Here is a 24,025-nt window from a genome sequence, read left to right on the forward strand (position 1 = left end):
GTCGCCGGCGCGAGCGGGCCCGCGCTCGGCGCCGCGCTGCTGGCGCTCGGCGGCTGGCGCTGGATCTTCCTGATCAACCTGCCGCTCGGCGCGCTCGCCCTGGCCTGCGCGGCGGCCGGCGTCCCGGCCCGCCGCGCGCACGGGCACGGGATGCCCGATCTGCTCGGCACGGTGCTGCTCGCGGGCGGTATCGCCGCACTGGTGCTGGGCGTCGTGCAGGGCCCGGAGTGGGGCTGGACGGACGCCCGGACCGGCGCCGCGATCGCCGCCGGCGCCGCGCTGACGTGCCTCGGGGTGCGCCGGTCGCTGCGGCATCCCCGCCCGGCGGCCGACTTCACGCTGCTGCGGGCCGCGTCCACGGCGGCGGGCAACGCGGCGATGGCGCTGCTCAGCGTCACCCAGTTCGCGGTGGCGCTGTGTGTGGCGCTGTTCCTGACCGCGCGGTGGGACTACTCGGCGCTCGCCGCCGGGTTCGCGCTCACTCCCGGCCCGCTGACCTCGGCCGTCGTCTCCTGGCGGAGCGGGTCGCTGGTGCGCCGGGCGGGCGCGCGGACGGTCACGGTCGCCGGCGGCGCGCTCGGCGCCGCCGGCTGGTGCTGGCCCCTTGCGGCGGAGGCGCTCGGCGCCGGGCGGAGCTACCCGGTGGTGCTGCTGCCCGCGCTGGTGGCCGGGACGGCCGGGATGGCGGCCGCCGCCGTGGCGATCGAGACGATCGCGATGGAGGCCGTCCCGCCCGCCCGGTTCGGCAGCGGCAGCGCGCTGATCATGCTGGCCCGGTCCGCCGGCGCGGCGGCCGGCATCGGCGGCCTCGCGGCGGTGCTGCACGAGCCGACCGGGACGGCGTTCCACGTCGCCTGGGCGGGGCTCGCGGCGGGCCTGCTGGCGACGGCGCTCACCGGCGCCGCCGCGGTGAAAGGGGGGCGCCCGCGGCCCTGGAGGGTACCGCGGGCGCCGCTGCGCCGGCATCGGTGATCCGGCGCCCACTGCCGCGAATCAGTACGACCGAAATTGCTCGGTTGAAATGTGGATGACATCAACGGCATCGGCACGTGGCCATTGTTGTGATGCCTTCCTGTTGTTCGCGGAGTGCCGGTGATGGCTTACCACGGAGTCGTGCGCATTTTTCCTCCTCGGGGGTGAAGAATCGTCGAGGGTGCGGATGAAATCACCACGGCTTCGTGCGCATGCGATTCACCTCCTGGTCTCGCCGGGACGGGAACGGGCGCGGAACGTCACCACGGGGGCGTGCGCATACGGGTCACCTCCACTTCTCGGCTTGCACGGGTCCGGACATCCGGGCCCGGGGGAGCGGTGCGGCCGGATCGGGCACGGCGGGGGGCGCCCGGGGCGGCCGCGTCCGGGGGAGCCGAAGGGCGGGTCAGAGGGCGAGGAGGAGGAAGTGCTGGGGCAGGTGCACGGCCAGGCCGAGCCGCATCGCGGCACTGATCGTCGCGTCCCCGTCGCCGGCCGGGCGGCGCAGCGCGAGCGTCGACTCCTCCCCGTCCAGCAGGGTGATGCCCGCGCGGAAGTCGCCGAGCAGCACCCGGTCCCGCCCGATCATGCGGGTGCGGGTGACGCGCAGCCCGGCCGCATCCAGCGAGGGCAGTGCGCCGCCGCCCACGAGCCGCCAGTACAGGGCGGGGTGCATGACCAGCCCGTCGCATGAGCCGCCCATCTCCTCGACCTCGGCGCAGCCGCTCATCAGCGCGTCCATCACCCCGCCGGCCCGCGCGTCCCGCTGCGGCGCGGCGCGGCGGCGCAGGCCGTCCAGGCGCAGCAGGCCGGGGATCGCGCCGTCGCCGCTGCCGTGCAGCAGCACCTCGTTCTCCACGGTGCACAGGCGGACGGTCACGCGGTGGTCGACGAACCGGGCGAGCAGGGCGGGGTCGGCGCACAGGTCGGCGGGGACCGGGACGGCGACGGAGATCTCCGTCAGCTCGGCCTTGGCGACCGCCGGGCGGAACACCGCCTCGGGCGTCGCGTCGTAGCGGGTTCCGCGTTCGGCGTCGCGCCCGGTGTCCCGGTGCTCCCGCACGTAACGCAGGGTCCGGTCGGTGACGGTGCCGCCCTTGGCCTGCTCGCGGACGGTCGGCCGCGGCCGGGTCGAGGCGAGCGGGAACAGCGTGGTCAGCGGCGCCCGGAGCCGGACCGCCGCGTCGCCGCCGGCCGCCCGCGCGACCGCGATCGCCAGTTCCTCGCCCGGGCTGCGGACACGCAGCGCGGGGTCGTCGATGAGGTAGTCCAGCACGGAGAACTCCCCTCAGCCATGCTTTGCGCGGCCACCCGGATCTCGGGCCGGCCGACAAATGCACGATGCCGGTCCTGCACCGTGCCAACCCAGAGAGTAAGCACGGAGAAGGAGAAATGAAAAGGGCCTCCGTCGATCTTGTTTGAAAAAATTGGCCATGGTAGAACTTCGTAGCGTATTGCAAGGGAGGTGACATGCCGGAGACGGATAATGACACCGGGTGGGCCATGGGATTCGCCGATCCCGTGCTCGATCCCCTGCGCGGAACGGGCCCGCGCCCGGCCGTCCGCCCGGCCCCCGGCTGCCCCCTGCGCGTCCTGACCCGCGACGGGGAGCCGAAGGCCGGCGGCGCGCCGGGTGACGCGGGATGAGCACCGCGACGGCGGCCCGTTCCGGTGCCTCCGGCGACCTGGGCGGGCTGGGCCTGCTGGAGATCGCGCGGCCCCTGATCGGCGCGGCGCGGGACGGCCTGCGCGACCGGCTGCGCGCGCTGCCCGCGCTGCCGGACGGGCTCGCGGAGCCGCTCGTCCGCGAACCGCCGCTCGGCTGGCTCGCGATGGCCGTCCAGCCGGCGCTGACGCGCGAACTCGCCGCGGCGAGGCGGCGGGGACTGCCCGGGGCGACCCCTGAACAGCGTTACGCGTCCTTCCTGCGGAGCCTGCGCGAACCGGAGAACGCACGGCGGATCTGGGCGGAGTACCCCGTCCTCGCCCGGCAGGCCGCCGCCCTGCTGGACGGCTGGGCCGCCGCCCGCGCGGCCTTCGCCCGCGACCTCGCCGCCGACCTGCCCGCCCTCACCGAGACCTTCGGGGAGCTCGGGGCCGTCGCCGACGTCGTCTTCGGGTCCGCCGAGACGCACCGCGGCGGGCGGACGGTCGCGCTCGTCCGCTTCGAGCGCGGCACGGTCGTCTACAAGCCGCGGAGCCTGGCCATCGACCACTGCTTCGACCGGCTCCTCGGCTGGTTCAACGCGTCCGGCGGCGTGGCGCACCCGCTGCGGCGGCCCCGGGTGCTGGACCGCGGCGACCGGGGCTGGAGCGAGTACATCGAGCCCGCCCCCTGCGCGCGGGAGCGGCTCCCGGCGTTCTTCTGGCGGATGGGCGCGCTGCTCGCGCTGACCCACCCGGTGCACGGCTACGACCTGCACGCCGACAACGTGATCGCCGCGGGCGCCGACCCCGTGGTGATCGACCTGGAGGCGCTGTTCCACACCGAGGGGACGCAGCCGATGGCGCGCCGCGCGCGGCTCGGCGACCCGGCCGCCGAGCGGCTGGCCGCGTCCGTGCTGCGCACCGGCCTGCTGCCCGGCCCGCTCGTCATGCCCGACGCCGGCACCGAACGTCCCTTCGGTGTCGACATCAGCCCGCTCGGCATCTCCCCGGGCCGCCGCTCCCTCATCCCCACGCCGATCGTCGAGGAGCCGGGCACCGACCGGATGCGGGTCAGGCTCGGCTACCGGAGCGTTCCCGCGCCCGCCGGGCGGCTGCGCACGCCGGACGGCGGCACCGTCGACCCGCGCCCGTACCGGGACGCGCTCGCCGCCGGGTACGCCTTCGCCTACCGCCGCCTGGCCGCCGCCGGAACCGGCCTGCTCGCGCCGGGCGGGCCGCTGCACGGCTGCGCGGACGTCCCGGTCCGGCTGATCCAGCTGTCGACGTTCCTCTATGTCCGGCTCCTGCTGGAGGGCTGGCGGCCGGAGGCGGTGCGCGATCCCGCCGTCCACGAACGCGGGCTCGCCCGGCTCGACGCCGGCTGGCCCGGCGTCCCGCACCGCGAGACGCTCATCGGCGCGGAGAAGGCGGCGCTGCGGCGCGGCGAGGTACCGGTGTTCGAGATCCGCCCCGGGCACCGCGACGTGTGGCTGGAGGACGGGACACGCCTGCCCGGCGTCCTGCCGGCCGCGCCGCTGGAGGAGACCGCGGTGCGGCTCGCCGCGCTGGGCGAGAGCGACCTCGCCGCCCAGACGGAGATCATCGACGCGAGCCTGGCCGCGCTGGACACCCGGCCGCGCGCCGGGCACCGCGTCCCCGCCGCGCCCGGCGACGACCCCGTCCGGCACGCCCTGCAGATCGCCCGGCGGCTGGAGGAGACGGCCGTGCGGGACGGCGACCGGATCGGCTGGCTCACCGTCGAGGTCGTGGACGCCGCGTCCCGCCGCGTCGTGCCCGCCGGGCTCGACCTCTACGGCGGCCTGCCCGGCATCGGGCTGTTCCTGTCGTACCTGTCCGCCGTGACGGGCGAGCCGCGGGCCGGGAGGCTGGCGGAACGGGTCGCGGACGAGGTCGCCCGCCGGGTCCGCGCCGGCGCGGCGGGCCCCGGCCCCGTCCACCATCTCGCGCACGCCGCCGCCGTCCACGGCCGCGCCGACCTGGCCGAGACGGCACGCGACGCGCTGCTCGCCACCCCCGCGGCGCCCGGCCCGGACGTCCTGGACGGCGAGGCCGGCGTGCTCCTGTCCGCGCTCGCCCTGCACGCCGTGCTGCCCGACGGGCGGGTGAGGGAGGCGGCACGGGCCGCCGGTGAACGGCTCATGGCCATGGACCCGGCCGGCCCCGGCTTCGGATACGGCGCGCCCGGCGCGGCGGTCGCCCTGGCCCGCCTGCACGCCCTGCTCGGCGACCCGCGCCACGCGTCCCGCGCGCGGGCGCTCGCCGCCCCGGCCGCGGGCGCCGAGCCCGGCTGGTGCCAGGGCGCCGCCGGGACCGGCCTCGCCCTGCTGGAACTGCGCTCAGTGCTCGGCGACACCGTGTTCGCCGACACCGGCCTGGAGCGTTCCCTCGGCACCGCCGCCGCGACCGCCCGCGCGGCCGGCCCGCTCCCGGACGACTCGCTCTGCCACGGCACGTCCGGGCTGCTGGACCTGCTGACCGCCCTCGGCGAGCCCGCCGCCCGCCCGCCCGCCGGATGGCGCACCGCCCTGCCCGTCCCCGCCCCCGGCCTGCTCGCCGGCCTGTCCGGCATCGGCTTCGGGCTGCTGCGCCGCGCGTTCCCCGCCGACGTGCCCCCGGTGCTCACGCTGGCGCCCCCGCACCCCTGAGCCATGCTCCCGTTCCCCGTGGAGGAGACGACATGACCGTGGACGTTCAGCCCGGCCTGCTCGCCATCGACGGCGCCGCGCCGGTGCGCACCGACCCCTGGCCGACCTACGACAAGGGCGACGTCTTCATCGACGAGGACGACCTGCACGCCGCGCTCGACGCGATCCGGGACCGGCTCTACTTCCGCTACGACCACCGCCCCTACGCCGAGACGCAGACCGGCCGGTTCGAGCGGGACCTGTGCGCGTACTTCGGCGTCCCGCACGCGCTGTCGTGCGCCAGCGGCACCGCCGCGATCACCCTGGCGCTGCTCGCGCTCGACCTGCCGCCCGGCTCGCCCGTCGCCTGCCCCGCCTTCACCTTCGCCGCGACGCCCAGCGCGATCCTGCTCGCCGGGCACCGCCCCGTCCTCGTCGAATGCGACGACGATCTGCACCTGGACGTGGCCGACCTGCGCCGCCGCCTCACACCCGACGTCCGCGCGATCGTCGTCGTGCACATGCGCGGGTTCGCCTCCGACATGGACGCGATCTGCGCCCTCGCCCGCGAGCGCGGCGTCCCCGTCGTCGAGGACGCGGTGCCCGCGCTCGGCGCCCGGCTCAACGGCCGCCCGCTCGGCACGTTCGGCGACGCGGGCGCGTTCAGCACCCAGTCCGACAAGTCGCTCAACACCGGCGAGGGCGGATTCCTGCTCGCCCGCGACCCCGCCGTGCACGCCCGCGCGGTCGTCTACTCCGGCGCCTACGAGGGACGCATGGCGCGGCACTTCGACGGGCCGCCGCCCCCCGTCGACGACCTGGCGCTGCCGATCTACAGCCTGCGGATGGACGAGATCCGCGCCGCGCTCGCCCGGCCGATGCTGCGCCGGCTGCCCGACCGGCTCGCCGCCCACCGCCGCAACTACGACGACGTCGCCGGGCGGCTCGCCGGCGTGCCCGGCATCGCGCTGCGCCGCCCCGTCGCCGACCACGCCTACCTCGGCGAGGCGCTCGTCTTCCGGCTGCCCGGCGCCGGCGCCCGCGCCACCGCGTGGACCGCCGCCGCGCTGCGCGCCGAGGGCATCGGCGCCCGCGCCCTCGGCGACCCCGGCGACACCAACGTCCGCGCGTTCTGGAACTGGCGGTTCCTGTTCCCGGACGCGGACCGTGCCCGCGCCGAGTACCCCGTGACGGCCGCGCGGCTCGACGAGTCGATCGACATCCCGCTGTCGGCCAACCTCACCGAACGCGACCGGGACCACGTCGTCGAGGCCGTCCGGAAGGTCGTCGGCTCCGGCACCGGACGCGTCTGATGGTCCGCGTCCTGTACGTGACGGGCTGGTGCCGCAGCGGAACGACCCTGCTCGGCAACCTCCTCGGCGAGGTGCCCGGCGCCGTCCACACCGGCGAACTCCGCTACCTGTGGACGAACGGCGTCCTCGGCCGCGGCACCAACACGCTCTGCGGCTGCGGGCGGGAGCTCGCGTCGTGCCCGCTGTGGAAGGCCGTCATCGGGCGGCTCGCCGGTGACGATCCCGCCTGGCACGCCGAACGCGCCGCCGGGCGCCAGCGGGCCGCGCTGCGGACCCGGCACACCGGCCGCCGGCTCGCCGACGCCCGGCACGCCCGCCCTCCCGTGCCGGCCGTGCGCGACCTGGTCCGGCTGTACGAGGCGATCGCCGCCGAGACCGGCGCCGGGCTCGTCGTCGACACCGGCAAGTTCCCCGCCGAGGCCGCCGCGCTGTGCGGCGCGCCCGGCGTGGACGCCCGCGTCCTGCACGTCGTGCGCGACCCGCGCGCCACCGCCGAGTCGTGGCGGCGCGCGAAGGAGTACATCCCGGCGATGGGCCCCGCCCGCAGCACCGCCTACTGGACGGGGTTCAACCTGGCGTCCGAACGTGTCGCCCACGCGTTCCCCGGCCGCTGCCTGCGGCTCCGCTACGAGGACTTCACCGCGCGCCCCCGCGCCGAGCTGATGCGGGTGATGGCGCACGCGGGTCTCACCGGAGACCCGCCCGTCGGCGGCGACGGCACCGCCCGGCTCGGCGTCAACCACACCGTGACCGGCAACCCCGACCGGCTGCGGCAGGGCCGCGTCCGGATACGGGAGGACGACGCATGGGTGCGCGCCCAGCCCGCCTCCGCCCGCGTCGTCGCCACCGCGCTCGCCGCGCCGCTGCTGGCCCGCTACGGCTACCCGCTGCGTCCCGTCCCCGCCCGCGTCCCCGAGGGGGTCTGATGGATCTCGGCCTGTGCGGCCGGGTCGCGCTGGTCGCCGCCGCGACCAGCGGCCTCGGCCTGGCCACCGCCCGTGAACTCGCCGCCGCCGGCGCGGACGTCGCGTTCTGCGGGCGCGACGAGGCGAAGCTGGAGGCGGCCGCCGAGCAGATCGGCGCGGCGGGCCCGGGACGAGCCGTCCCCGCCCGGCTCGACGTCCGCGACCACGCCGCGGCGGCCGCCTGGGTGGAACGCACCGCCGCCGACCTCGGCGGGCCCCACGTCCTGGTGACGAACGCGGGCGGCCCGCCGCCCGGCCCCGGACTCGGGTTCGGCCTGGACGCCTACCGCGACGCGGTCGACCTGTGCGTGCTGTCGCACATCGCGCTCGTCCAGGCGGCGGTCCCGCACATGGTGGAGGCGGGCTGGGGCCGCGTGCTCATGATCGCCTCCGAGACGATGCGGCAGCCGACGCCCCGGCTCGCGCTGTCCAGCACCGTGCGGCCCGCGCTCGCCGGGTTCGCCAAGGCGCTCGTCCGCGAACTGGGCCCGGCCGGGGTCACCGTCAACGTCCTGGCACCCGGCTACCACCTCACCCCCGCCGTCGAGGCGCTCCTCGGCGCCGACCGCGACGCGGACCTGGCGGAGATCGCCGCCGGCGTCCCGCTCGGCCGCCTCGGCGCGCCCGGCGACTTCGGCGCCGCCGCCGCGTTCCTCGCCTCCGAGCGGGCCGGGTTCATCACCGGAACGACGCTGCTGGTCGACGGCGGCCTCAGCCAGGGCATCTGAGAACGGAGACGCAGTGGAGTTCGACGATGTGCTCGCGGCCCGGCGGATGGTCCGCCGCTACCGGGACGACCCCGTCCCCGCCGAGACCGTGGAGAAGATCGTCCGGGTGATCCGCAGGGCACCGAGCGCCGGGTTCAGCCAGGGCCACCGCCTGGTCGTGGTGACCCGCCGCGCGACCCGCGAGCGCATCGCCGAATGCGCCGAGGAGCACCTCTACCCGGACAGGTGGCTGTCGGTCGCGCCGGTGCTCATGGTCCTCGGCATCCGCGAGGACGACTACCACGACCGCTACACCCGGCCCGACAAGCTCATCGACGGCGAGGAGATCGACTGGCCCGCCCCCTACTGGTGGGTCGACTCCGGGGCGTTCCTCATGCTGCTCCAGCTCGCCGCGATCGACGCGGGCCTCGCGGCGGGGTTCGCGACCGTCCGCCGCACGGACGAGCTCAAGGCGCTGCTCGGCCTGCCGGACGACATCGCCGTGGTCGGCGTCATCACGATCGGCCACCCCCGCGAGGACGCCACACCGCCGTCCGACACCGCCCGCCTGCGCTCGATGCGCAAACCCCTCGACGCCCTCGTCCGCCACGAATCCTGGGAGCGGCCCGGCTAGGACCGGGCCGCCGGACCCCCGCGGCCGGGCCTCTCAGATGGTGGACGCCGTCACGGGCGGGTGCGCGGACTCAATAGGATCGTTCGCATGCTGCGCTGGTTGACCGCGGGGGAGTCCCACGGCCCGGCCCTGACCGCGATCGTGGAGGGGCTGCCGGCCGGTGTGCGCGTGACCTCGGCGGACATCGTCGAGGAACTGCGCCGCCGGCGGCTCGGGCACGGGCGGGGCGCCCGGATGAAGTTCGAGCAGGACGAGGTGACGATCCTCGGCGGGGTCCGGCACGGGGTGACGCTCGGCGGGCCGGTCGCGATCGAGGTCGGCAACACCGAGTGGCCCAAGTGGGAGACGGTCATGTCGGCCGACCCCGTGGACGCCGCCGTCCTTGCGGCCCAGGCGCGCAACGCGCCGCTGTCGCAGCCGAGGCCCGGGCACGCCGACCTCGTCGGCATGCAGAAGTACGGGTTCGACGACGCCCGCCCCGTGCTGGAGCGGGCGAGCGCCCGGGAGACCGCGGCGCGGGTCGCGCTCGGCACGGTCGCCAAGGCGTTCCTCAAGCAGGCCCTCGGCGTGGACGTCCTCAGCCACGTGCTCGCGCTCGGCGAGGTCGAGGCGCCGGGCGGCGTCCTGCCGGGGCCCGGCGACCTCGCGCGGGTGGACCAGAGCCCGGTGCGCTGCTTCGACGCGGAGGCGTCGGCCAGGATGGTCGCGCACATCGACGAGATGAAGAAGGCCGGCGACACCCTCGGCGGCGTCGTGGAGGTCCTCGCCTACGGCCTGCCGCCCGGCCTCGGCAGCCACGTCCACTGGGACCGGCGGCTCGACTCGCGGCTCGCCGGCGCCCTCATGGGCATCCAGGCGATCAAGGGGGTGGAGCTGGGCGACGGGTTCACCACCGCGCGGCGCCCCGGATCGCGGGCGCACGACGAGATCGACGGCACCCCGGAGGGCGTCCGCCGCCGCACCAACCGGGCCGGCGGCGTCGAGGGCGGCATGACGACCGGCGAGGCGCTGCGGGTCCGGGCCGCGATGAAGCCGATCTCGACCGTGCCGCGCCGCCTCGACACCATCGACGTGCGGACCGGCGAGCCCGCCAAGGCGATCAACCAGCGCAGCGACGTCACCGCCGTCCCCGCCGCCGGGGTGGTCGCCGAGGCGATGGTGGCGCTGGTCCTCGCGGACGCGGCGCTGGAGAAGTTCGGCGGCGACTCCGCCGAGGAGACCGCGCGCAACCTGCGGGGATACCTGTCCGCCCTGACGATCAAGTGAACGGGACCATGCGACCGAAGGCAGTCATCATCGGGCCGCCCGGCTCGGGCAAGACCACGATCGGCGGCGCGCTCGCCGAGCGCCTCGGCGTCCCGCTGCGCGACACCGACACCGATGTCGAGGCCGTGGCGGGCAAGCCGATCGGCGAGATCTTCATCGACGACGGCGAGGAGCGCTTCCGCGAACTGGAGCGCGCGGCCGTCGCGGCGGCCCTCGCCGAGCACGGGGGCGTCGTCGCGCTCGGCGGCGGCGCCGTCCTCGCCGCCGAGACGCAGGAACTGCTCGGCGGGCACACCGTCGTCTACCTGAAGGTCGGGCTGCCGGAGGCGATCAAGCGGGTCGGTCTCGCGACCGCGCGGCCGCTGCTCGTGCTGAACCCGCGCAGCCAGATGCGCAAGCTCCTGGAGGAGCGCCTGCCGGTCTACGAGCGGCTCGCCACGGTCAGCGTCGACACCGACGGCCGCGACCCCGCCGAGATCGTCGAAGAGATCGCGGCGGCGCTGGACGCCGCCCCCGCCGGCGAGCGCGGGGAGGAAGAGTGACACCCGCGCGGGTGCGCGTCGGCGGCCCCGACCCGTACGACGTCGTCATCGGGACGGGCGTCCTCGGCGAGCTGCCCGCCATGGTCGGTGGCGGCGCCCGCACCGTCGCCGTCGTGCACGCCGAGGGCCTGCCGGAGATCGCGCACCCCGTCCGCGGCGTGCTCGAACAGGCCGGACACACCGTCCACGCGCTGCCCGTCCCGGACGGCGAGGCGGCCAAGGAGGCCGGTGTCCTCGCCGGCCTGTGGTCGTCCTTCGCCCGGTCCGGCATGACCCGCACGGACGTGGTCGTCGGCGTCGGCGGCGGCGCCACCACCGACCTCGCCGGGTTCGCGGCGGCGTCGTGGCTGCGCGGGGTGCGGGCCGTGCTGGTCCCGACGACGCTGCTCGGCATGGTGGACGCGGCGGTCGGCGGCAAGACCGGCATCAACATCCCCGAGGGCAAGAACCTCGTCGGCGCGTTCCATCCGCCCGCCGGCGTCCTGTGCGACCTGGCCACGCTGATGACCATGCCGCGCGAGGACTACGTCAGCGGCCTCGCCGAGATCATCAAGGCCGGTTTCATCGCCGACCCCGCGATCCTGGACCTGGTCGAGGACGACCCGGAGGGCGCCGCGTCCCCGGACGGCCCGCACACCCGCGAGCTGGTGGAACGCGCCGTCCGGGTCAAGGCCGACGTCGTCTCCGCCGACCTCAGGGAGAGCGACCTCCGCGAGATCCTCAACTACGGGCACACCCTCGCCCACGCCATCGAGAAGGCCGAGGACTACCGGTTCCGGCACGGCCACGCCGTCGCGATCGGCATGGTCTACGCCGCCGAGCTGTCCCGTCTCGCCGGGCGCCTGCCCGCCGAGACCGTCCAGCGGCACCGCGACATCCTCGGCTCGGTCGGCCTGCCGGTCTCCTACGCCGCCGACTGGCCCGGCCTGCGCGCCACCATGACCATCGACAAGAAGTCACGCGGGAAGACGCTCCGCTTCGTCGTCCTGGACGGCATCGCGCGGCCGGGCCGCCTCGAAGGCCCGGACGAGGAGCTGCTCGCCGCCGCCTACCGGGAGATCGGCCGATGACCCGCGTGCTCGTCCTGAACGGCCCCAACCTCCGGCGCCTCGGGACCCGCGAACCCGACGTGTACGGGACGACCGGGTTCGACGACCTCGCCGCCCTGTGCCGCGACACCGGCCGCCGCCTCGACCTCAATGTCGAGGTCCGGCAGACCGACGACGAGGCCGAGCTGGTGCGCTGGGTGCACGAGGCCGCCGACGAACGCGTCCCGATGGTGCTGAACCCGGCCGCGTTCACCCACTACTCCTACTCCCTGCGCGACGCCCTCGCCCAGCGCACCGCCCCGCTCGTCGAGGTCCACATCAGCAACCCCGCGGCCCGCGAGGAGTTCCGCCACACCTCCGTCGTCGCGGGCGTCGCCACCGGCACCATCGCCGGCTTCGGGTCCATGTCCTACGTCCTGGCCCTCCAGGCGATCGCCGGGATGCTCGCCGAGGAGGAACGCGCGTAGCTCCGGCGCCGTCACCTCTCCCGGACGGCGGTCCGCGTCAGGTCCTTGAGCTCGGCCACCACGTCGTCCAGGGGGGCCACGTCGCGGTGGGCGCGGCAGAGGATGGTGGCGCCCTCGACGGCGGCGACGATGAGCCGGGCCAGGCGGGCGGCGCGGTCGTCGGGGACACCGGCGTTGCCGAGGCCGGTGGCGAGGGTGTCCTGCCAGCGGCCGAACACCGCGGCGGCGGCCGCGGCGAGCTGCGGGGCGTCGTCGTGGGACTCCACGGTGACCGCGACGACGGGGCAGCCCGCCCGGAACTCGCTCTTGATGAGGACCTGCCGCCACCAGCCGACGAAGGCGTCCACGGCGGACGCGGCGTCGCCGCCCTCGGTGGCGGCGAGGATGCCGGCGTTGAGGAAGTCGCCGGCGTAGCGGACGGCCTCCTCGGCGAGCTGCGCCTTGCCGTTCGGGAAGTGGTGGTAGATCGACCCGCGCGGGGCGCCGCTGTGCGCGATGACGTCGCGGAACCCGGTCCCGCTGTAGCCGCGCTCGCGGAAGAGGTAGGCGGCGCTGCGCACCATGCGTTCCCGGCTGTCGGTCCCCATGAGCCGATTATGACATTCATCATAGGGTGTTCGCGTTGCCCATGACGACCGTCATAGAGGAAGGTGCCCATGACGGGCGTCCTGCCGATACGATCTGGCTACTCGCGAGTAGGGCCCGGTCGGGCCCGGATGAAGGAGAACCTCGTGATCGACCTCCAGCGTGACGGAGACGTGTACGTCCTGCGGTTCGACGCCGGTGAGAACCGGTTCGGCCCCGACTTCCTCGGCGCGGTCGAGGGCGCGCTCGACACCGTGGCCAAGAACGACGGGCCCGGCGCCCTGGTCACCGTGGGCACCGGCAAGTTCTACTCCAACGGCCTCGATCTGGACTGGCTCGGCGCGAACCGGGACAAGTTCGAGGAGTACCTGCGGCGCGTCCACGGCCTGTTCGCGCGCGTCCTGGAGTTGCCGATGCCCACGGTCGCGGCGCTGAACGGGCACGCGTTCGCCGGCGGCGGCATGCTCGCCCTCTGCCACGACTTCGCCGTCATGCGGACGGACCGCGGCTACTTCTGCCTGCCCGAGGTCGATCTCGGGATGAGCTTCACGCCGGGGATGAACGCGCTGATCAAGGGACGGCTGTCGAAGGCCACCGCGCACGAGGCCATGCTGACCGGCCGCCGGTACACCGCCGAACAGGCGCGGGAGGCCGGGATCGTCCAGCGGATCGCCGCCGAGGAGGAGGTCCTGCCCGCGGCCGTCGAACTGGCGGCGTCGCTGGCGGGCAAGAACGGCGGGACCGTCGCGAAGATCCGCACCGACCTGTACCGGCCGACGCTGGACGCGCTGCGCGGTCCCGCCCTGCCCTGACCCGGGGGCGGCGGAATGGGTTACGGTCCACTGGAATCAGATTCGGTTTAGGGAGGGGATGCCGATGCGCATCGGGATGGCGCTCAGCTACTCGGGCGGTTTCAAGGAGACCGTCGCGGAACTGGCCGACTACGAGAAGGCCGGCCTCGACATCGTCTATGTCGCGGAGGCGTACAGCTTCGACGCGGTGAGCCAGATGGGCTACATCGCCGCCAAGACCGAGCGGGTGGAGATCGCCTCCGGCATCCTCAACATCTACTCGCGGACGCCGACCGCGCTGGCGCAGACCGCCGCCGGCCTCGACTACGTGTCGGACGGGCGGTTCACGCTCGGCATCGGCGCGTCCGGCCCGCAGGTCATCGAGGGCTTCCACGGCGTCCCCTACACCGCGCCGCTCGGCCGCACCCGCGAGGTCATCGAGATCTGCCGCAAGGTGTGGCGGCGCGAGCGGCTCCAGTACGACGGCAAGTACTACACGCTGCCGCTGCCGGAGGACCGGGGCACCGGCCTCGGCAAGGCGCTGAAGCTCATCAACCACCCGGTGCGCGCCGACATCCCGATCCTGGTCGCCGCGATCGGCCCGAAGAACGTCGAGCAGACCGCCGAGATCGCCAACGGCTGGGAGCCGATCTTCTACATGCCGGAGAAGGCCGCGGACGTGTGGGGTGCGTCCCTCGCCGCCGGCAAGGCGCGCCGAGACCCGGCCCTCGGCGAATTGGACGTGGTCGGCCAGGCCGCGCTCGCCATCGGCGACGACGTCCAGGACTACCTGGAGTTCGGACGCCCGATGGCGGCGCTCTACATCGGCGGCATGGGGGCCAAGGGCAAGAACTTCTACAACGACCTCGCCCGCCGGTACGGCTTCGAGAAGGAGGCCGAGGAGATCCAGGACCTGTACCTGGACGGCAAGAAGGACGAGGCCGCCGCGAAGGTGCCGCACGAACTGCTGGAGAAGATGTCGCTCATCGGCTCCGAGGGGCACGTCCGCGAGCGGCTCGCCGCGATGAGGGAGTCCGGGGTCACCACGCTGAACGTGTCCCCGATCGCCGGCGACCACAAGGGCCGGCTCGCCCTGATCGAGAAGGTCAAGGAGATGGCCGCCGACCTGTAGCCGCCCGGGCCGGCCGGCGCGGGCGGCCGGCCCGCTGTCAGAGGGCGGCGTCGACCTCCCTGGCGACGCGTTCGCCGGAGCGGACGGCGCCGTCCATGTACCCCGTCCAGTAGCCGGACGTCTCGGTGCCCGCCCAGTGGATCGGCCCGCACGGCGCGCGCAGCGCGGGGCCGAACGCGGTGAGGACGCCGGGCGGGGCGACCCCGACCGGCCCGCCGCCGCTCCATGTCTCGTTGTCCCAGCGCTGGAACGCCGTGATCTTCGGGAGGGCGGCCCTGTCGCCGAACAGCCTGGTGAACGAGTCGAGGCCCGCGGCCCGCACCCGGTCCGCGGACGCGCCGTCCAGCCCGCGGACGTTGGCCTGGTTCATGAAGCCCATCAGGATGCCGCGCGACCCGTCCGGCGGGCTGTTGTCGAATGTCGCGTCGATCGCGCCGCTGTCGGCGATCGCCTGCCCGGTCAGGCCGTCCGCCCGCCAGAACGGGGTGTCGTAGACGGCGACGAACTTGGCGATCGAGCCCATCGGGTAGCGCTGCATCAGCTGCGCCCGGCTCGCGGGCAGGGCCGGCGAGTAGTCGATCCTCCCGGCGACGGCCGGGGACATCGCGACCACGACCCGCTTCGCCGACACCGTGAGCCCGTCCGCGGTGACGGTGACGCCGCCGGACCCGGTCACGATGGACCGCACCGGCGCGTCGTAGCGGACGATGTCGCCCAGCTTCGCCGCCAGCCGGACCGGCACCTCCTGCGAGCCGCCGGCGAACCGGGACTCCTGCGCGCCGCCCCTGGTGCCGATCAGCCGGTCGATCGTCCCCGGGGTGCTCTCGTTGCCCGCCGAGGCCGCGTAGTTCAGCAGGTACAGCAGCGAGATCTCCTGCGAGCGCACCGACAGCGTCGCGGAGGCGAACGCGTCCATCAGGAACCGCGCGCCGCCGCTCAGCGCGTTGGACCGCGACCAGGTGTGGAACGTCTGGGCGTCCCACTCCTCGGCCTTCGCCGCCTTCCACGGCTCGCCGACCGGCACCTCCTTGATCATGTCGCCGAGCTTGAGCAGCGCGACCTCCAGGTCGAGGACGCCCCAGTCCGGCGGGACGGCGCCGAGGACGCCGTCGGTCGCGTACAGGGACCGCTTGCCGTCGCGGTAATAGACGTTCTTGCCCTCGTTGTAGGTGGCGAAGGTCGCGACGCCCATGTCCTTGGCGAGCGCGGCGATGCGGTCCTGCGTCGGGCCGATGAACTCGGCGCCGCCCTCGCTGGTGGTGCCGTCGCCGAGCGGCAGGCCGTACACGCGTCCGCCGGGCCGCTCCCGTGCCTCCAGGACGAGCACGGACCGGCCGGCGGCGACCAGGTCGCGGGCGGCGGTCAGGCCGGCCAGACCGGCCCCGACGATCACCACGTCGGTGCCGAGGGGCGCGGTGCGGGCGGCGGCGGACGGTGCCGCGGCGGCGGAGACGGCCGCTCCGGCGGCGGTGAGCGCGCCCGTGCCGAGCAGTCTGCGGCGGCTGACTCGGGTCAAGGGGATCCCTCCCGGGGGAAGTCCATGCGGGGACGGAAGAGTCACACGGTCGGTCACGGTAGGCCGACCCTCAGGTATAAGTCGAGGGTTCTTCATGTTTCGTGACCGCGTCGAGACGGCCGCCACCGCGCCCTGCCGGGCGATGATCTAGAGTCCTGGAGTATGGGGGAGACGCACTTCGCGCGGCGCCGCAGGCTGGCCGCGCTCGTCGCCGCCGGCGACGCCGACGCGCTGCTGGTCACGCGGCTCGTGAACGTCCGCTACCTGACCGGCCTCGACAGCTCGCGGGCCGCGCTGCTCATCCCGGCCGACGGCCCGGCCGTGCTCGCGACCGACGGCCGGTACGCGGGAACGGCCGCGGAGGTCTGCCCGGAACTGCCCCTCGTCGTCGATCGGAAGGTCGCGACGGCGCTGGTGGCGCGGGCCGCCGCGGGCGGCCACGGCCGGCTCGGCTTCGAGGCCCACGACCTCACCGTCGAACAGCACACGGCCCTCCTCGCGGACACGGAGGCCGAGCTGATGCCGCTCGGCCACCTCGTGGAGGACCTGCGCAGGGTCAAGGACGAGGAGGAGATCGCGCTGCTGCGCGAGGCGTGCGCGATCACCGACCGCGCCTTCGAGGCCGTCCTCCCCGAGATCCGCGCGGGCGTCACCGAGCGGGCCGTCGCGGTCGCGCTCGAACGGGCCATGGTGGACTTCGGCGCCGAGGGCACCGCGTTCGAGACGATCGTCGCGTCCGGCCCGAACGGCGCCGTCCCGCACCACCACCCCGGTGGACGCGAATTCCAGGCGGGCGACCTCGTCACCATGGACTTCGGCGCCCTGTACGGCGGCTACCACGCCGACATGACCCGCACCGTCGCGATCGGCGAGCCCGCCGGCTGGCAGCGCGACGTCTACGACCTCGTCCACCGGGCGCAGCGCGCCGCAGTCGACGCGGCCGTCCCCGGCGCGGACGTCAAGGACGTCGACGCCGCCGCCCGCGACATCATCACCGCCGCCGGGCACGGCGACGCGTTCACCCACGGGCTCGGGCACGGGGTCGGCCTGGAGATCCACGAAGCGCCGCTCATGGGGTACGACCAAACCGGTAAACTGGTGGATCGAGTTCCGATCACAGCGGAGCCCGGGGTCTACCTCACCGGCCGGGGCGGCGTCCGCATCGAGGACACGTTCGTGGTCCGCGCGGACGGCCCGGAGCTCCTCACCACGACGACCAAGGACCTGCTCGTCCTGTAGACGCGCGGGGCCCACGACTGGGAGAACAACGCAGTGGCGACGACGAACGACCTGAAGAACGGCATGACGCTGAACCTCGACGGCCAGCTGTGGACCGTCCTGGAGTTCCAGCACGTCAAGCCCGGCAAGGGCGGCGCGTTCGTCCGCACCAAGCTCAAGAACGTGCTGTCCGGGAAGGTCGTCGACAAGACCTTCAACGCCGGCACCAAGGTCGAGGTGGCGAGCGTCGACAAGCGGGAGATGCAGTACCTCTACCGCGAGGGCGAGGACTTCGTCTTCATGGACACCGAGACCTACGACCAGCCGCACATCCCGGAGGCCGTCGTCGGCGACGCGGCGAACTACCTGCTCCCCGAGCAGAACGCCGTGATCGCGTTCAACAACGAGACGCCGCTGTACGTCGAGCTGCCCGCGGCCGTCGTGCTGGAGATCACCGAGACCGAGCCGGGCCTGCAGGGCGACCGCTCCACCGGCGGCAGCAAGCCCGCCACCGTGGAGACCGGCGCGCAGATCCAGGTTCCGCTGTTCATCACCACCGGCGAGAAGGTCAAGGTCGACACCCGCTCCGGCGAGTACCTCGGCCGGGCCTGATGGCCGCTCGCACCAAGGCGCGCAAACTCGCCCTCGACATCCTCTTCGCGGCGGAGCTGCGGGAGGAGGAGCCGGCGGCGGTGCTCGCGGCGCGGGGCCGTCCCAACCAGGACGAGCTGGCCGAGTTCCCGCATGCCGTCCGGCTGATCGAGGGCGTCCAGGAGCACCGGGAACGCATCGACGAGCTGATCGCCACCTACGCGACCGGGTGGACGCTGGAGCGGATGCCCGCCGTCGACCGCAACATCCTGCGGATGGGCGCGTTCGAGCTGCTGTGGGTCGACGACGTCCCGGACGCCGTCGCGGTCAGTGAGGCGGTAGGGCTGGCGGCCGAACTGTCCACCGACGAGTCGCCGCGCTTCGTCAACGGCCTGCTGTCGCGCCTCCAGCAGCTGAAGCCCTCCCTCGTCCTGTAAATGCCGAGCGGCACCCGCCACTGCGGCCACCTCAGCCGGCGCAGTGACGACCTCAACGTCGGCGATCGCGTTCGAAGGCGGTGCCGAGCCCGCGGGAAGCCGATCGTGCAGCAGGCCGCCAGGGGAGCCGGAGCGGTGCGGCGATCGCACGCGGTTCCCGGCGCCGGAGGGCCGCCAAGGCCCTCCGGCGCCGGGAACTGCAATAAGCTCTTCGGGAATGAACGACGTTAGGGGAGTGGCCGTGACGGGCCGGCAGCAGAAGCGGGTGCGAGGCGGCGCCCGGGTGCGCAACGCGGTCCTGTGGGATGCCCTGCGCACCGTTCTCGCCCGCATCGCCCCCGAGGCCGGCCCGAGCGACGTCGTGGACGTCGGCGGCGGCACCGGCGGGTTCGCGGTCCCGCTCGCCGAGCTGGGGCACCGGGTCACCGTGGTCGACGCCAACCCCGACGCGCTCGCCGCGCTGGAGCGCCGCGCGGCCGAGTCCGGGGTGCGGGTCCGCGCGATGCAGGGCGACGCCGCCGACCTGCCCGACCTGCTCGGCCCGGACGCCGCCGACCTCGTGCTGTGCCACAGCGTGCTGGAGTACGTCGACGAGCCCGCCGCGGCGATGGCCGCGCTGACCGGCGCCGTCCGCCCGGGCGGCTCGGTCAGCGTGCTGGCCGCCGGGCAGATCGCCGCCGCGCTGCACCGCGCCGTGTCCGGGCACTTCGACGATGCCCGGCGGGTGCTGACCGACCCGTCCGGGCGGTGGGGCGAGGGCGACCGGATGCCCCGCCGCTTCACCCGGGAGACGCTGACCGCGCTCGCCCGGGGCGCGGGCCTGCGGGTCGCCGAGCTGCACGGCGTACGGATCTTCACCGACCTGGTGCCGAGCGGCCTGCTGGACGGCGACGCCGACTCCGCCGACGCGCTGATCGCGCTGGAGTCGGTCGCGGCCGTCCACCCCGTCCTGCGGGACCTGGCGGCCCAGCTGCACCTGGTGGCCGACAAGCCGGCCGGGTAGTACCCGTGAGCCGCAAGCAGCAGCTGCATCGGCCCGGTCCGCAGCCGGGGCCGCCCGCCGACGACACCGGCTGCGCCATCCTGCACGTGGACATGGACGCGTTCTTCGTCAGCGTCGAGCTGCTCGAACGTCCCGAGCTGCGCGGACGCCCCGTGATCGTGGGCGGCGCCGGGCCGCGCGGGGTGGTGTCCGCGGCCTCCTACGAGGCCCGCGCGTTCGGCGTGCACTCGGCGATGCCGATGACGCGGGCGCGGCGGCTGTGCCCGCGGGCGAGCGTGCTGCCGGTGAGCCACGGCAAGTACTCCCGCGTGTCCGCCGCGGTGTTCGAGCTCTTCCGATCGATCACGCCGCTGGTGGAGGGCCTGTCGCTGGACGAGGCGTTCCTCGACGTGGCGGGCGCCCGGCGGCGGCTCGGCCGGCCCGCCGAGATCGCGCGGATGGTCCGCGAGCAGGTGCGCGACCAGCAGGGCATCACCTGCTCGGTCGGCGTCGCGAGCACCAAGTTCATCGCCAAGCTCGCCTCGACCCGCTGTAAACCGGACGGGCTGCTCGTCGTGCCCGCCGACGGCGTCGTCGACTTCCTGCACCCGCTGCCCGTCGCGTCGCTGTGGGGTGTCGGAGAACGGACGGAGCAGACCCTCACCCGGCTCGGGCTGCGGACGGTCGGGCAGCTCGCCCAGGTGCCGCCGGCCACGCTGCAACGCGAGCTGGGCACCGCGTTGGGCGCGCACCTGCACGAGCTGGCCTGGGGCCGCGACCCGCGCGAGGTCGTCCCGCACACCCCGGACAAGAGCATCGGTGCGGAGGAGACGTTCGACACCGACGTCGCCGACCCGGAGGTCATCCGCCGTTCGCTGCTGCGGCTGGCGGACAGGACCGGCGCGCGGCTGCGTGAGAGCGGGAACGCCGGCCGGACGGTCGGCGTCAAACTGCGGATGGCCGACTTCAAGACGATCACCCGGGCGCGCACGCTGAGCGAGCCGACCGACCTCGCTCGTGTGATCTATGTCACAGCCTGCGAGTTGTACGAGGCGGCCGGGCTGGAACGGGTACCACTCCGTCTGGTCGGGGTACGGGTGGAGAACCTGGGCCCCGCCGGCGAGGCCCCCCGTCAGCTCGCCTTCGACGAGCCGGAACGCGGCTGGCGTGAGGCCGAGCGAGCCATGGACCAGGTCGCGCACCGGTTCGGCCACGGTGCGGTCCGCCCCGCCGCGCTCGTCCGGCGTGCGGCGGATGGTGACGGACGTGACGGCAGGGACGGAAGACAATGAAAGAAGGCGGTGAGGTGACCGGTACCGGGCCCTCGGTGGGCCGTTCGCTTCCGCACGCTCGACAGTGCTCGTATTCTGGGCATATCACCGTTGACGTTCGCGTCCCGCATCGGAGAACCGGTCGCGGAGCTGTCGTTGGGAGGTGCCGTGCCGCTCTCTGAGCACGAGCAGCGCATGCTCGAACAGATCGAATCGGCTCTGTACGCCGAGGATCCGAAGTTCGCTCACGCGGTTCGCTCGACCAACCCCCAGGTCCACTACAAGCGCCGGATCATCAAGGCCGCCCTCGGGTTCCTCGTGGGCGTCGGCGCCCTGATGGCCGGCCTCGTGATCAATGAGGGCACCGTCACGATCGCGATCAGCGTGACCGGTTTCCTGCTGATGGTGGTGTGCTGCGTCTGGGCGTTGACGAGCTGGAAGCGGATGACCGGCATCGGAAACGAGCCCCCGCGCGGCGGAAGCCCGGCCCGTCCCGCCAAGGCGGGATTCATGGAGCGCATGGAAGAGCGCTGGCGCCGCCGCACCGAAGGCGACTGACCCCGGCATGACGAGCGTCCCGGCTCCGCGGATCGATCGCGGGCCGGGACGAACGCGTATCCCGGGGGCGTGACCCCCCTGCTAGCCGCGGCGGCGCAGGCGGGCCGGCAGCTCGCTCAGGCGGGCGGTGGCCTCCAGCGCCCGGTCCCCGGCGGCGCGGAACGCGGTGTGCGTCTGCGCCACCGTCGACGGCGGCAGCAGCCGGGCGCGCCAGCGGGCCCGGCGCCCCACGGACGCGGCGAACCCCGCCCGGACGGTCTTGACGTCGGCGCGCAGCCGCTCGGCCGGCTCCGCCGAGCAGGACCGGGAGTAGCGGGCCAGTTCCTCGGCGCGGGCGATGCGGGTGAGGGCCTGCGCGCTCGCCGTGTCCAGTTCCAGCAGTTCACCGAGGCGGCGGGCGGTCGCACGCGGAGAGTCGCTGGCCCGCCATTCGAGCCCGTGGTCGAGCGCGTCGGCGCGCATCTCCCGCCACGCCGCGTGCGCCGCACCCGCCGGATCGGGCGCCGCCCGCGTCCCGTCCCGCCGGGCGCCGGGCGGCGGTGGGACGGGCGCCGAGGCCAGTGCGGTCCAGCGGCGACGCCGGGTCACCATCCGCAGCGCCATCGGCACCCCCATCAGCAGCAGTGCCAGGAGCGCGCCCGCCAGCCAGGGCGCCGGGGTGAACCCGCTCTCCGCGTCGTCTTGCGCGGTGACGGTGCCGCCGGCGCCCTCGTCGTTGCGGTGCCGGTCGCCCGCACCGGGGGAGGCCGTCGCGGGGCCGCCGGGGGAGGGGTCCGGCTCCGGCGCGACCTCGCCGCCGGTTCCGCCGCCGGTGCTGATGGCCGGGCGGCTGTAGGGCGGCGCGACCGCGGTGCCCTGCCCGCCCGCGCCCGCCGGGGTCGGCTCGAAGCGGACCCAGCCGGAACCGGGGAAGAACAGCTCGGGCCAGGCGTGCGCGTCCCGCGACCGGACGACCCACTCGCCCGGCTTGACCTCGCCGCCCGGCGTGTACCCCATCGCCACCCGGGAGGGGATGCCGAGGATGCGGGCCATCAGCGCCATCGACGCGGCGAACTGCTCGCAGTAGCCGCGCTTGCTGTGCAGCAGGAAGTCGACCAGGTCGCTGCCGCGCTGCGGCGCCGGCGCGGACAGGTCGTAGGTGAACCCGCCGGTGGCGGTGAACCAGCGCTGCAGCCGCACGGCCTGGGTGAGCGCCGTCGCCGACCCGGCGGTGATCTGCTCGGCGAGCCTGCGGATCTGCTGCGGGATGTTCTTCGGCACCGCCGTGTAGTGCGACACGATCTCGGCGGGGTAGCCGCCCGCGGCGGCGAGCTGCCCGGTGGAGGGGTCCGTGCGCACGCTCCGCACGGTGTAGGAGCGCCCGCCCGCGGAGTCGCGCAGCGAGTAGACCATCAGCGACGAGGCGTGCACCCGCCAGTCGCCCTTGATCGACACCTCGGCCGGCGCGTACGGCACCGGCAGGAACGTCATGTTCTTGACCTCGGACCGCACGCGGACCGTGGTCGTCACGTCGTGCGTGCGGGCGATGGACAGCCCCGGCGGCGGCGGCAGCGTCCGTCCCCCGGCGACCCGGTCCTTGGAACTGCTCTTCAGCGGGCTGTAGGTCCACCGGTCGCCGTCGAACCGGTCGAGCGAGTAGAGCCGCAGGTAGTCGGGGCCTTCCGGGTCGTCGGTCTGGTAGGTGAGGACGATCGAGTCGTCCAGCCGGGTCAGCTCCCGTTTCAGGCTGACGAGCGGGTCCGGGGTGGTCACGGTCTGCGTGCCCTGACCGGAGCGGCCGCCCAGCCCGAACGCGCCGCGCGGCTGCAGGCCGGGCACGGCGGCGGGCAGCACCACCGCGACGGCGACCGCGCCGATCGCGATCCGCCGGCCGCTCGCCGCCAGCCCCGCAGCGTCGGGCCGCACCATCTCCTCGTCGGGACGCGGGTCCGCCCCGGCCAGCGGGACCTGCGGGGGCCGGCGGTGCGCGGTGACCGTGCGGCCCCAGCCGCCGACCCGCTCGCGGGCGTCGGCCATCAGCAGGCCGAGGAAGCCGAGCGCGCCCACGCCGAACGCCAGCCAGCCCACGCCGTCCTCGCGGACCGCCGCGGGCACGCTGTACATGGCGAGCAGCGGCAGCCCGGCGGTGGCGGTGCGGCGCAGCCGCACGGCGAGCAGGTCGACCAGGACGGCGACCAGCCCGATCCCGGTGGCGGTCAGCATCGTGATCCCGGGGACGAGCGGGACCGGCGCCGCGTACCGGTTCGCGGCCCGCCAGCCCTCCCCGGCGAGATCGGCCAGCTCGCGCACCGACTCCGGCGACGGGATGAGCCACAGCCACGCCTTGCCCGCGGCGTAGACGAGGTCGAGGTAGAGCAGCAGCGCCGCCAGCCCGAACACCGGGTTCAGCAGCGCGGGCAGCCGCAGCCGCCGGGCCAGCAGCCCGCCGCCCGCGACGGCGAGCACCGCGCCGAACCCCGCCCAGAACCAGCCGGCCCTCTCGAACAGCGGGTAGAGGCCGAGGGAGCCGGCGAGCGTCGCCAGCCCGGCCATGACCGTCATCCGGATCCTCATGAACCGTCCCTGACGAAGTCCTCGCCGGCCTTGCCGGCCGTCGTCCACGCGTGGGCGAGCTCCGCGGCGGACTGGATGGACAGCACCCGCCATCCGGCCGCGCGCAGCAGTCCCGCGGTCGTCTCGGCGGCCGGCCGCGCGGGCGCCGAGCCCGCGTCCGCGCCGCCGCCGTCCGCCGGCGCCC

24 protein-coding genes are annotated in these 24,025 nt (G+C 74.8%); 19 read left to right on the forward strand and 5 right to left on the reverse strand.

The genetic code is table 11. The features are described 5' to 3' along the window. Positions 1–972 (forward strand): MFS transporter (locus AF1_RS24480; protein ID WP_067803852.1); only part of this gene is annotated, 972 nt, incomplete at its 5' end. A 406-nt stretch (positions 973–1,378) separates the two neighbouring features. Here the strand turns inward: AF1_RS24480 and AF1_RS24485 are convergent. After that, complete coding sequence (locus AF1_RS24485; RefSeq protein ID WP_217999844.1) at positions 1,379–2,248, reverse strand: family 3 encapsulin nanocompartment shell protein; 870 nt, start codon at positions 2,246–2,248, stop codon at positions 1,379–1,381. Positions 2,249–2,442: 194 nt separating this feature from the next. On the opposite strand from AF1_RS24485, the gene AF1_RS34765 reads away from it, so the two are divergent. From AF1_RS34765 to aroQ, 10 genes are all read left to right on the forward strand, one after another. Next, positions 2,443–2,619, forward strand: a complete 177-nt coding sequence (locus tag AF1_RS34765; RefSeq protein WP_157419292.1) for a hypothetical protein — start codon at positions 2,443–2,445, stop codon at positions 2,617–2,619. Continuing rightward, positions 2,616–5,285: a type 2 lanthipeptide synthetase LanM family protein gene (locus AF1_RS24490; RefSeq protein WP_067803855.1), complete on the forward strand. Its 2,670-nt coding sequence runs from the start codon at positions 2,616–2,618 to the stop codon at positions 5,283–5,285. The genes AF1_RS34765 and AF1_RS24490 overlap by 4 nt, the downstream gene beginning before the upstream one ends. 32 nt (positions 5,286–5,317) lie before the next feature. Then, positions 5,318–6,577, forward strand: coding sequence for a DegT/DnrJ/EryC1/StrS family aminotransferase (locus AF1_RS24495; RefSeq protein WP_084263294.1), 1,260 nt, complete (start codon positions 5,318–5,320; stop codon positions 6,575–6,577). Next, on the forward strand, positions 6,577–7,503 hold the full coding sequence (locus AF1_RS24500; RefSeq protein WP_067803857.1) for a sulfotransferase: 927 nt from the start codon (positions 6,577–6,579) through the stop codon (positions 7,501–7,503). Before AF1_RS24495 ends, AF1_RS24500 begins: the two co-directional genes overlap by 1 nt. After that, on the forward strand, positions 7,503–8,270 hold the full coding sequence (locus AF1_RS24505; RefSeq protein WP_067803860.1) for an SDR family NAD(P)-dependent oxidoreductase: 768 nt from the start codon (positions 7,503–7,505) through the stop codon (positions 8,268–8,270). The genes AF1_RS24500 and AF1_RS24505 overlap by 1 nt, the downstream gene beginning before the upstream one ends. A 13-nt stretch (positions 8,271–8,283) precedes the next feature. Next, on the forward strand, positions 8,284–8,883 hold the full coding sequence (locus tag AF1_RS24510; RefSeq protein WP_067803863.1) for a nitroreductase family protein: 600 nt from the start codon (positions 8,284–8,286) through the stop codon (positions 8,881–8,883). Positions 8,884–8,970: 87 nt separating this feature from the next. Beyond that, positions 8,971–10,149: a chorismate synthase gene (gene aroC / locus AF1_RS24515; RefSeq protein ID WP_067803866.1), complete on the forward strand. Its 1,179-nt coding sequence runs from the start codon at positions 8,971–8,973 to the stop codon at positions 10,147–10,149. A gap of 8 nt (positions 10,150–10,157) precedes the next feature. After that, positions 10,158–10,691, forward strand: coding sequence for a shikimate kinase (locus AF1_RS24520; protein ID WP_067803899.1), 534 nt, complete (start codon positions 10,158–10,160; stop codon positions 10,689–10,691). Further along, a complete protein-coding gene (gene aroB, locus AF1_RS24525; RefSeq protein ID WP_067803871.1) occupies positions 10,688–11,761 on the forward strand; it encodes a 3-dehydroquinate synthase in 1,074 nt (357 codons plus the stop codon). The genes AF1_RS24520 and aroB overlap by 4 nt, the downstream gene beginning before the upstream one ends. Next, positions 11,758–12,207, forward strand: a complete 450-nt coding sequence (gene aroQ / locus AF1_RS24530; RefSeq protein ID WP_067803876.1) for a type II 3-dehydroquinate dehydratase — start codon at positions 11,758–11,760, stop codon at positions 12,205–12,207. Before aroB ends, aroQ begins: the two co-directional genes overlap by 4 nt. A gap of 11 nt (positions 12,208–12,218) precedes the next feature. Here aroQ and AF1_RS24535 read toward each other — a convergent pair whose 3' ends face one another. Continuing rightward, positions 12,219–12,794: a TetR/AcrR family transcriptional regulator gene (locus AF1_RS24535; protein ID WP_067803880.1), complete on the reverse strand. Its 576-nt coding sequence runs from the start codon at positions 12,792–12,794 to the stop codon at positions 12,219–12,221. 144 nt (positions 12,795–12,938) lie between these two features. Here AF1_RS24535 and AF1_RS24540 point away from each other — a divergent pair, with 144 nt between their 5' ends. Beyond that, positions 12,939–13,604 carry an enoyl-CoA hydratase-related protein gene (locus AF1_RS24540; RefSeq protein ID WP_084263297.1) on the forward strand — a complete coding sequence of 222 codons (666 nt, stop codon included), beginning with the start codon at positions 12,939–12,941 and terminating at the stop codon, positions 13,602–13,604. A gap of 64 nt (positions 13,605–13,668) precedes the next feature. Continuing rightward, positions 13,669–14,715 carry an LLM class F420-dependent oxidoreductase gene (locus AF1_RS24545; RefSeq protein WP_067803902.1) on the forward strand — a complete coding sequence of 349 codons (1,047 nt, stop codon included), beginning with the start codon at positions 13,669–13,671 and terminating at the stop codon, positions 14,713–14,715. Between the two features lie 37 nt (positions 14,716–14,752). Here AF1_RS24545 and AF1_RS24550 read toward each other — a convergent pair whose 3' ends face one another. Then, on the reverse strand, positions 14,753–16,231 hold the full coding sequence (locus AF1_RS24550) for a flavin monoamine oxidase family protein (RefSeq protein WP_207394225.1): 1,479 nt from the start codon (positions 16,229–16,231) through the stop codon (positions 14,753–14,755). Between the two features lie 162 nt (positions 16,232–16,393). On the opposite strand from AF1_RS24550, the gene AF1_RS24555 reads away from it, so the two are divergent. The 6 genes from AF1_RS24555 (at position 16,394) to AF1_RS24580 (ending at position 21,288) form a co-directional block, all read left to right on the forward strand. Then, a complete protein-coding gene (locus AF1_RS24555) occupies positions 16,394–17,470 on the forward strand; it encodes a M24 family metallopeptidase (protein WP_067803886.1) in 1,077 nt (358 codons plus the stop codon). A 33-nt stretch (positions 17,471–17,503) separates the two neighbouring features. Further along, positions 17,504–18,061 (forward strand): elongation factor P, encoded by a 558-nt coding sequence (gene efp, locus AF1_RS24560; RefSeq protein WP_067803889.1) that lies wholly within the window; start codon positions 17,504–17,506, stop codon positions 18,059–18,061. Next, positions 18,061–18,477 (forward strand): transcription antitermination factor NusB, encoded by a 417-nt coding sequence (gene nusB / locus AF1_RS24565; RefSeq protein ID WP_067803892.1) that lies wholly within the window; start codon positions 18,061–18,063, stop codon positions 18,475–18,477. The genes efp and nusB overlap by 1 nt, the downstream gene beginning before the upstream one ends. 217 nt (positions 18,478–18,694) lie before the next feature. Further along, positions 18,695–19,480, forward strand: a complete 786-nt coding sequence (locus AF1_RS24570) for a methyltransferase domain-containing protein (RefSeq protein ID WP_131732996.1) — start codon at positions 18,695–18,697, stop codon at positions 19,478–19,480. 5 nt (positions 19,481–19,485) lie between these two features. Continuing rightward, positions 19,486–20,751 carry a DNA polymerase IV gene (locus AF1_RS24575; RefSeq protein WP_084263296.1) on the forward strand — a complete coding sequence of 422 codons (1,266 nt, stop codon included), beginning with the start codon at positions 19,486–19,488 and terminating at the stop codon, positions 20,749–20,751. A gap of 147 nt (positions 20,752–20,898) precedes the next feature. Then, the gene (locus AF1_RS24580; protein WP_067803914.1) at positions 20,899–21,288 is read left to right on the forward strand and encodes a DUF3040 domain-containing protein; all 390 of its coding nucleotides are present in this window, start codon (positions 20,899–20,901) and stop codon (positions 21,286–21,288) included. Between the two features lie 81 nt (positions 21,289–21,369). On the opposite strand, the gene AF1_RS24585 is transcribed toward AF1_RS24580, so the two are convergent. Together AF1_RS24585 and AF1_RS35330 are read right to left on the reverse strand one after the other, a co-directional pair. Beyond that, a complete protein-coding gene (locus AF1_RS24585) occupies positions 21,370–23,841 on the reverse strand; it encodes a transglutaminase TgpA family protein (RefSeq protein WP_242609033.1) in 2,472 nt (823 codons plus the stop codon). Next, positions 23,838–24,025 (reverse strand): hypothetical protein (locus AF1_RS35330; protein ID WP_409360251.1); only part of this gene is annotated, 188 nt, incomplete at its 5' end. The genes AF1_RS35330 and AF1_RS24585, both read right to left, overlap by 4 nt.

The organism is Actinomadura formosensis NBRC 14204 (genome assembly GCF_001552155.1).
GTDB lineage: Bacteria > Actinomycetota > Actinomycetes > Streptosporangiales > Streptosporangiaceae > Spirillospora > Spirillospora formosensis.

Coding starts and splice junctions, on each gene's coding strand:
- AF1_RS24535 (WP_067803880.1), bottom strand. CDS start 12,794: ATGGGGACCGACAGCCGGGAACGCATGGTGCGCAGCGCCGCCTACCTC.
- AF1_RS24495 (WP_084263294.1), top strand. CDS start 5,318: ATGACCGTGGACGTTCAGCCCGGCCTGCTCGCCATCGACGGCGCCGCG.
- AF1_RS24555 (WP_067803886.1), top strand. CDS start 16,394: ATGGGGGAGACGCACTTCGCGCGGCGCCGCAGGCTGGCCGCGCTCGTC.
- AF1_RS24505 (WP_067803860.1), top strand. CDS start 7,503: ATGGATCTCGGCCTGTGCGGCCGGGTCGCGCTGGTCGCCGCCGCGACC.
- aroQ (WP_067803876.1), top strand. CDS start 11,758: ATGACCCGCGTGCTCGTCCTGAACGGCCCCAACCTCCGGCGCCTCGGG.
- aroC (WP_067803866.1), top strand. CDS start 8,971: ATGCTGCGCTGGTTGACCGCGGGGGAGTCCCACGGCCCGGCCCTGACC.
- nusB (WP_067803892.1), top strand. CDS start 18,061: ATGGCCGCTCGCACCAAGGCGCGCAAACTCGCCCTCGACATCCTCTTC.
- AF1_RS24545 (WP_067803902.1), top strand. CDS start 13,669: ATGCGCATCGGGATGGCGCTCAGCTACTCGGGCGGTTTCAAGGAGACC.
- AF1_RS24520 (WP_067803899.1), top strand. CDS start 10,158: ATGCGACCGAAGGCAGTCATCATCGGGCCGCCCGGCTCGGGCAAGACC.
- AF1_RS24585 (WP_242609033.1), bottom strand. CDS start 23,841: ATGAGGATCCGGATGACGGTCATGGCCGGGCTGGCGACGCTCGCCGGC.
- AF1_RS34765 (WP_157419292.1), top strand. CDS start 2,443: ATGCCGGAGACGGATAATGACACCGGGTGGGCCATGGGATTCGCCGAT.
- AF1_RS24570 (WP_131732996.1), top strand. CDS start 18,695: ATGAACGACGTTAGGGGAGTGGCCGTGACGGGCCGGCAGCAGAAGCGG.
- AF1_RS24500 (WP_067803857.1), top strand. CDS start 6,577: ATGGTCCGCGTCCTGTACGTGACGGGCTGGTGCCGCAGCGGAACGACC.
- AF1_RS24490 (WP_067803855.1), top strand. CDS start 2,616: ATGAGCACCGCGACGGCGGCCCGTTCCGGTGCCTCCGGCGACCTGGGC.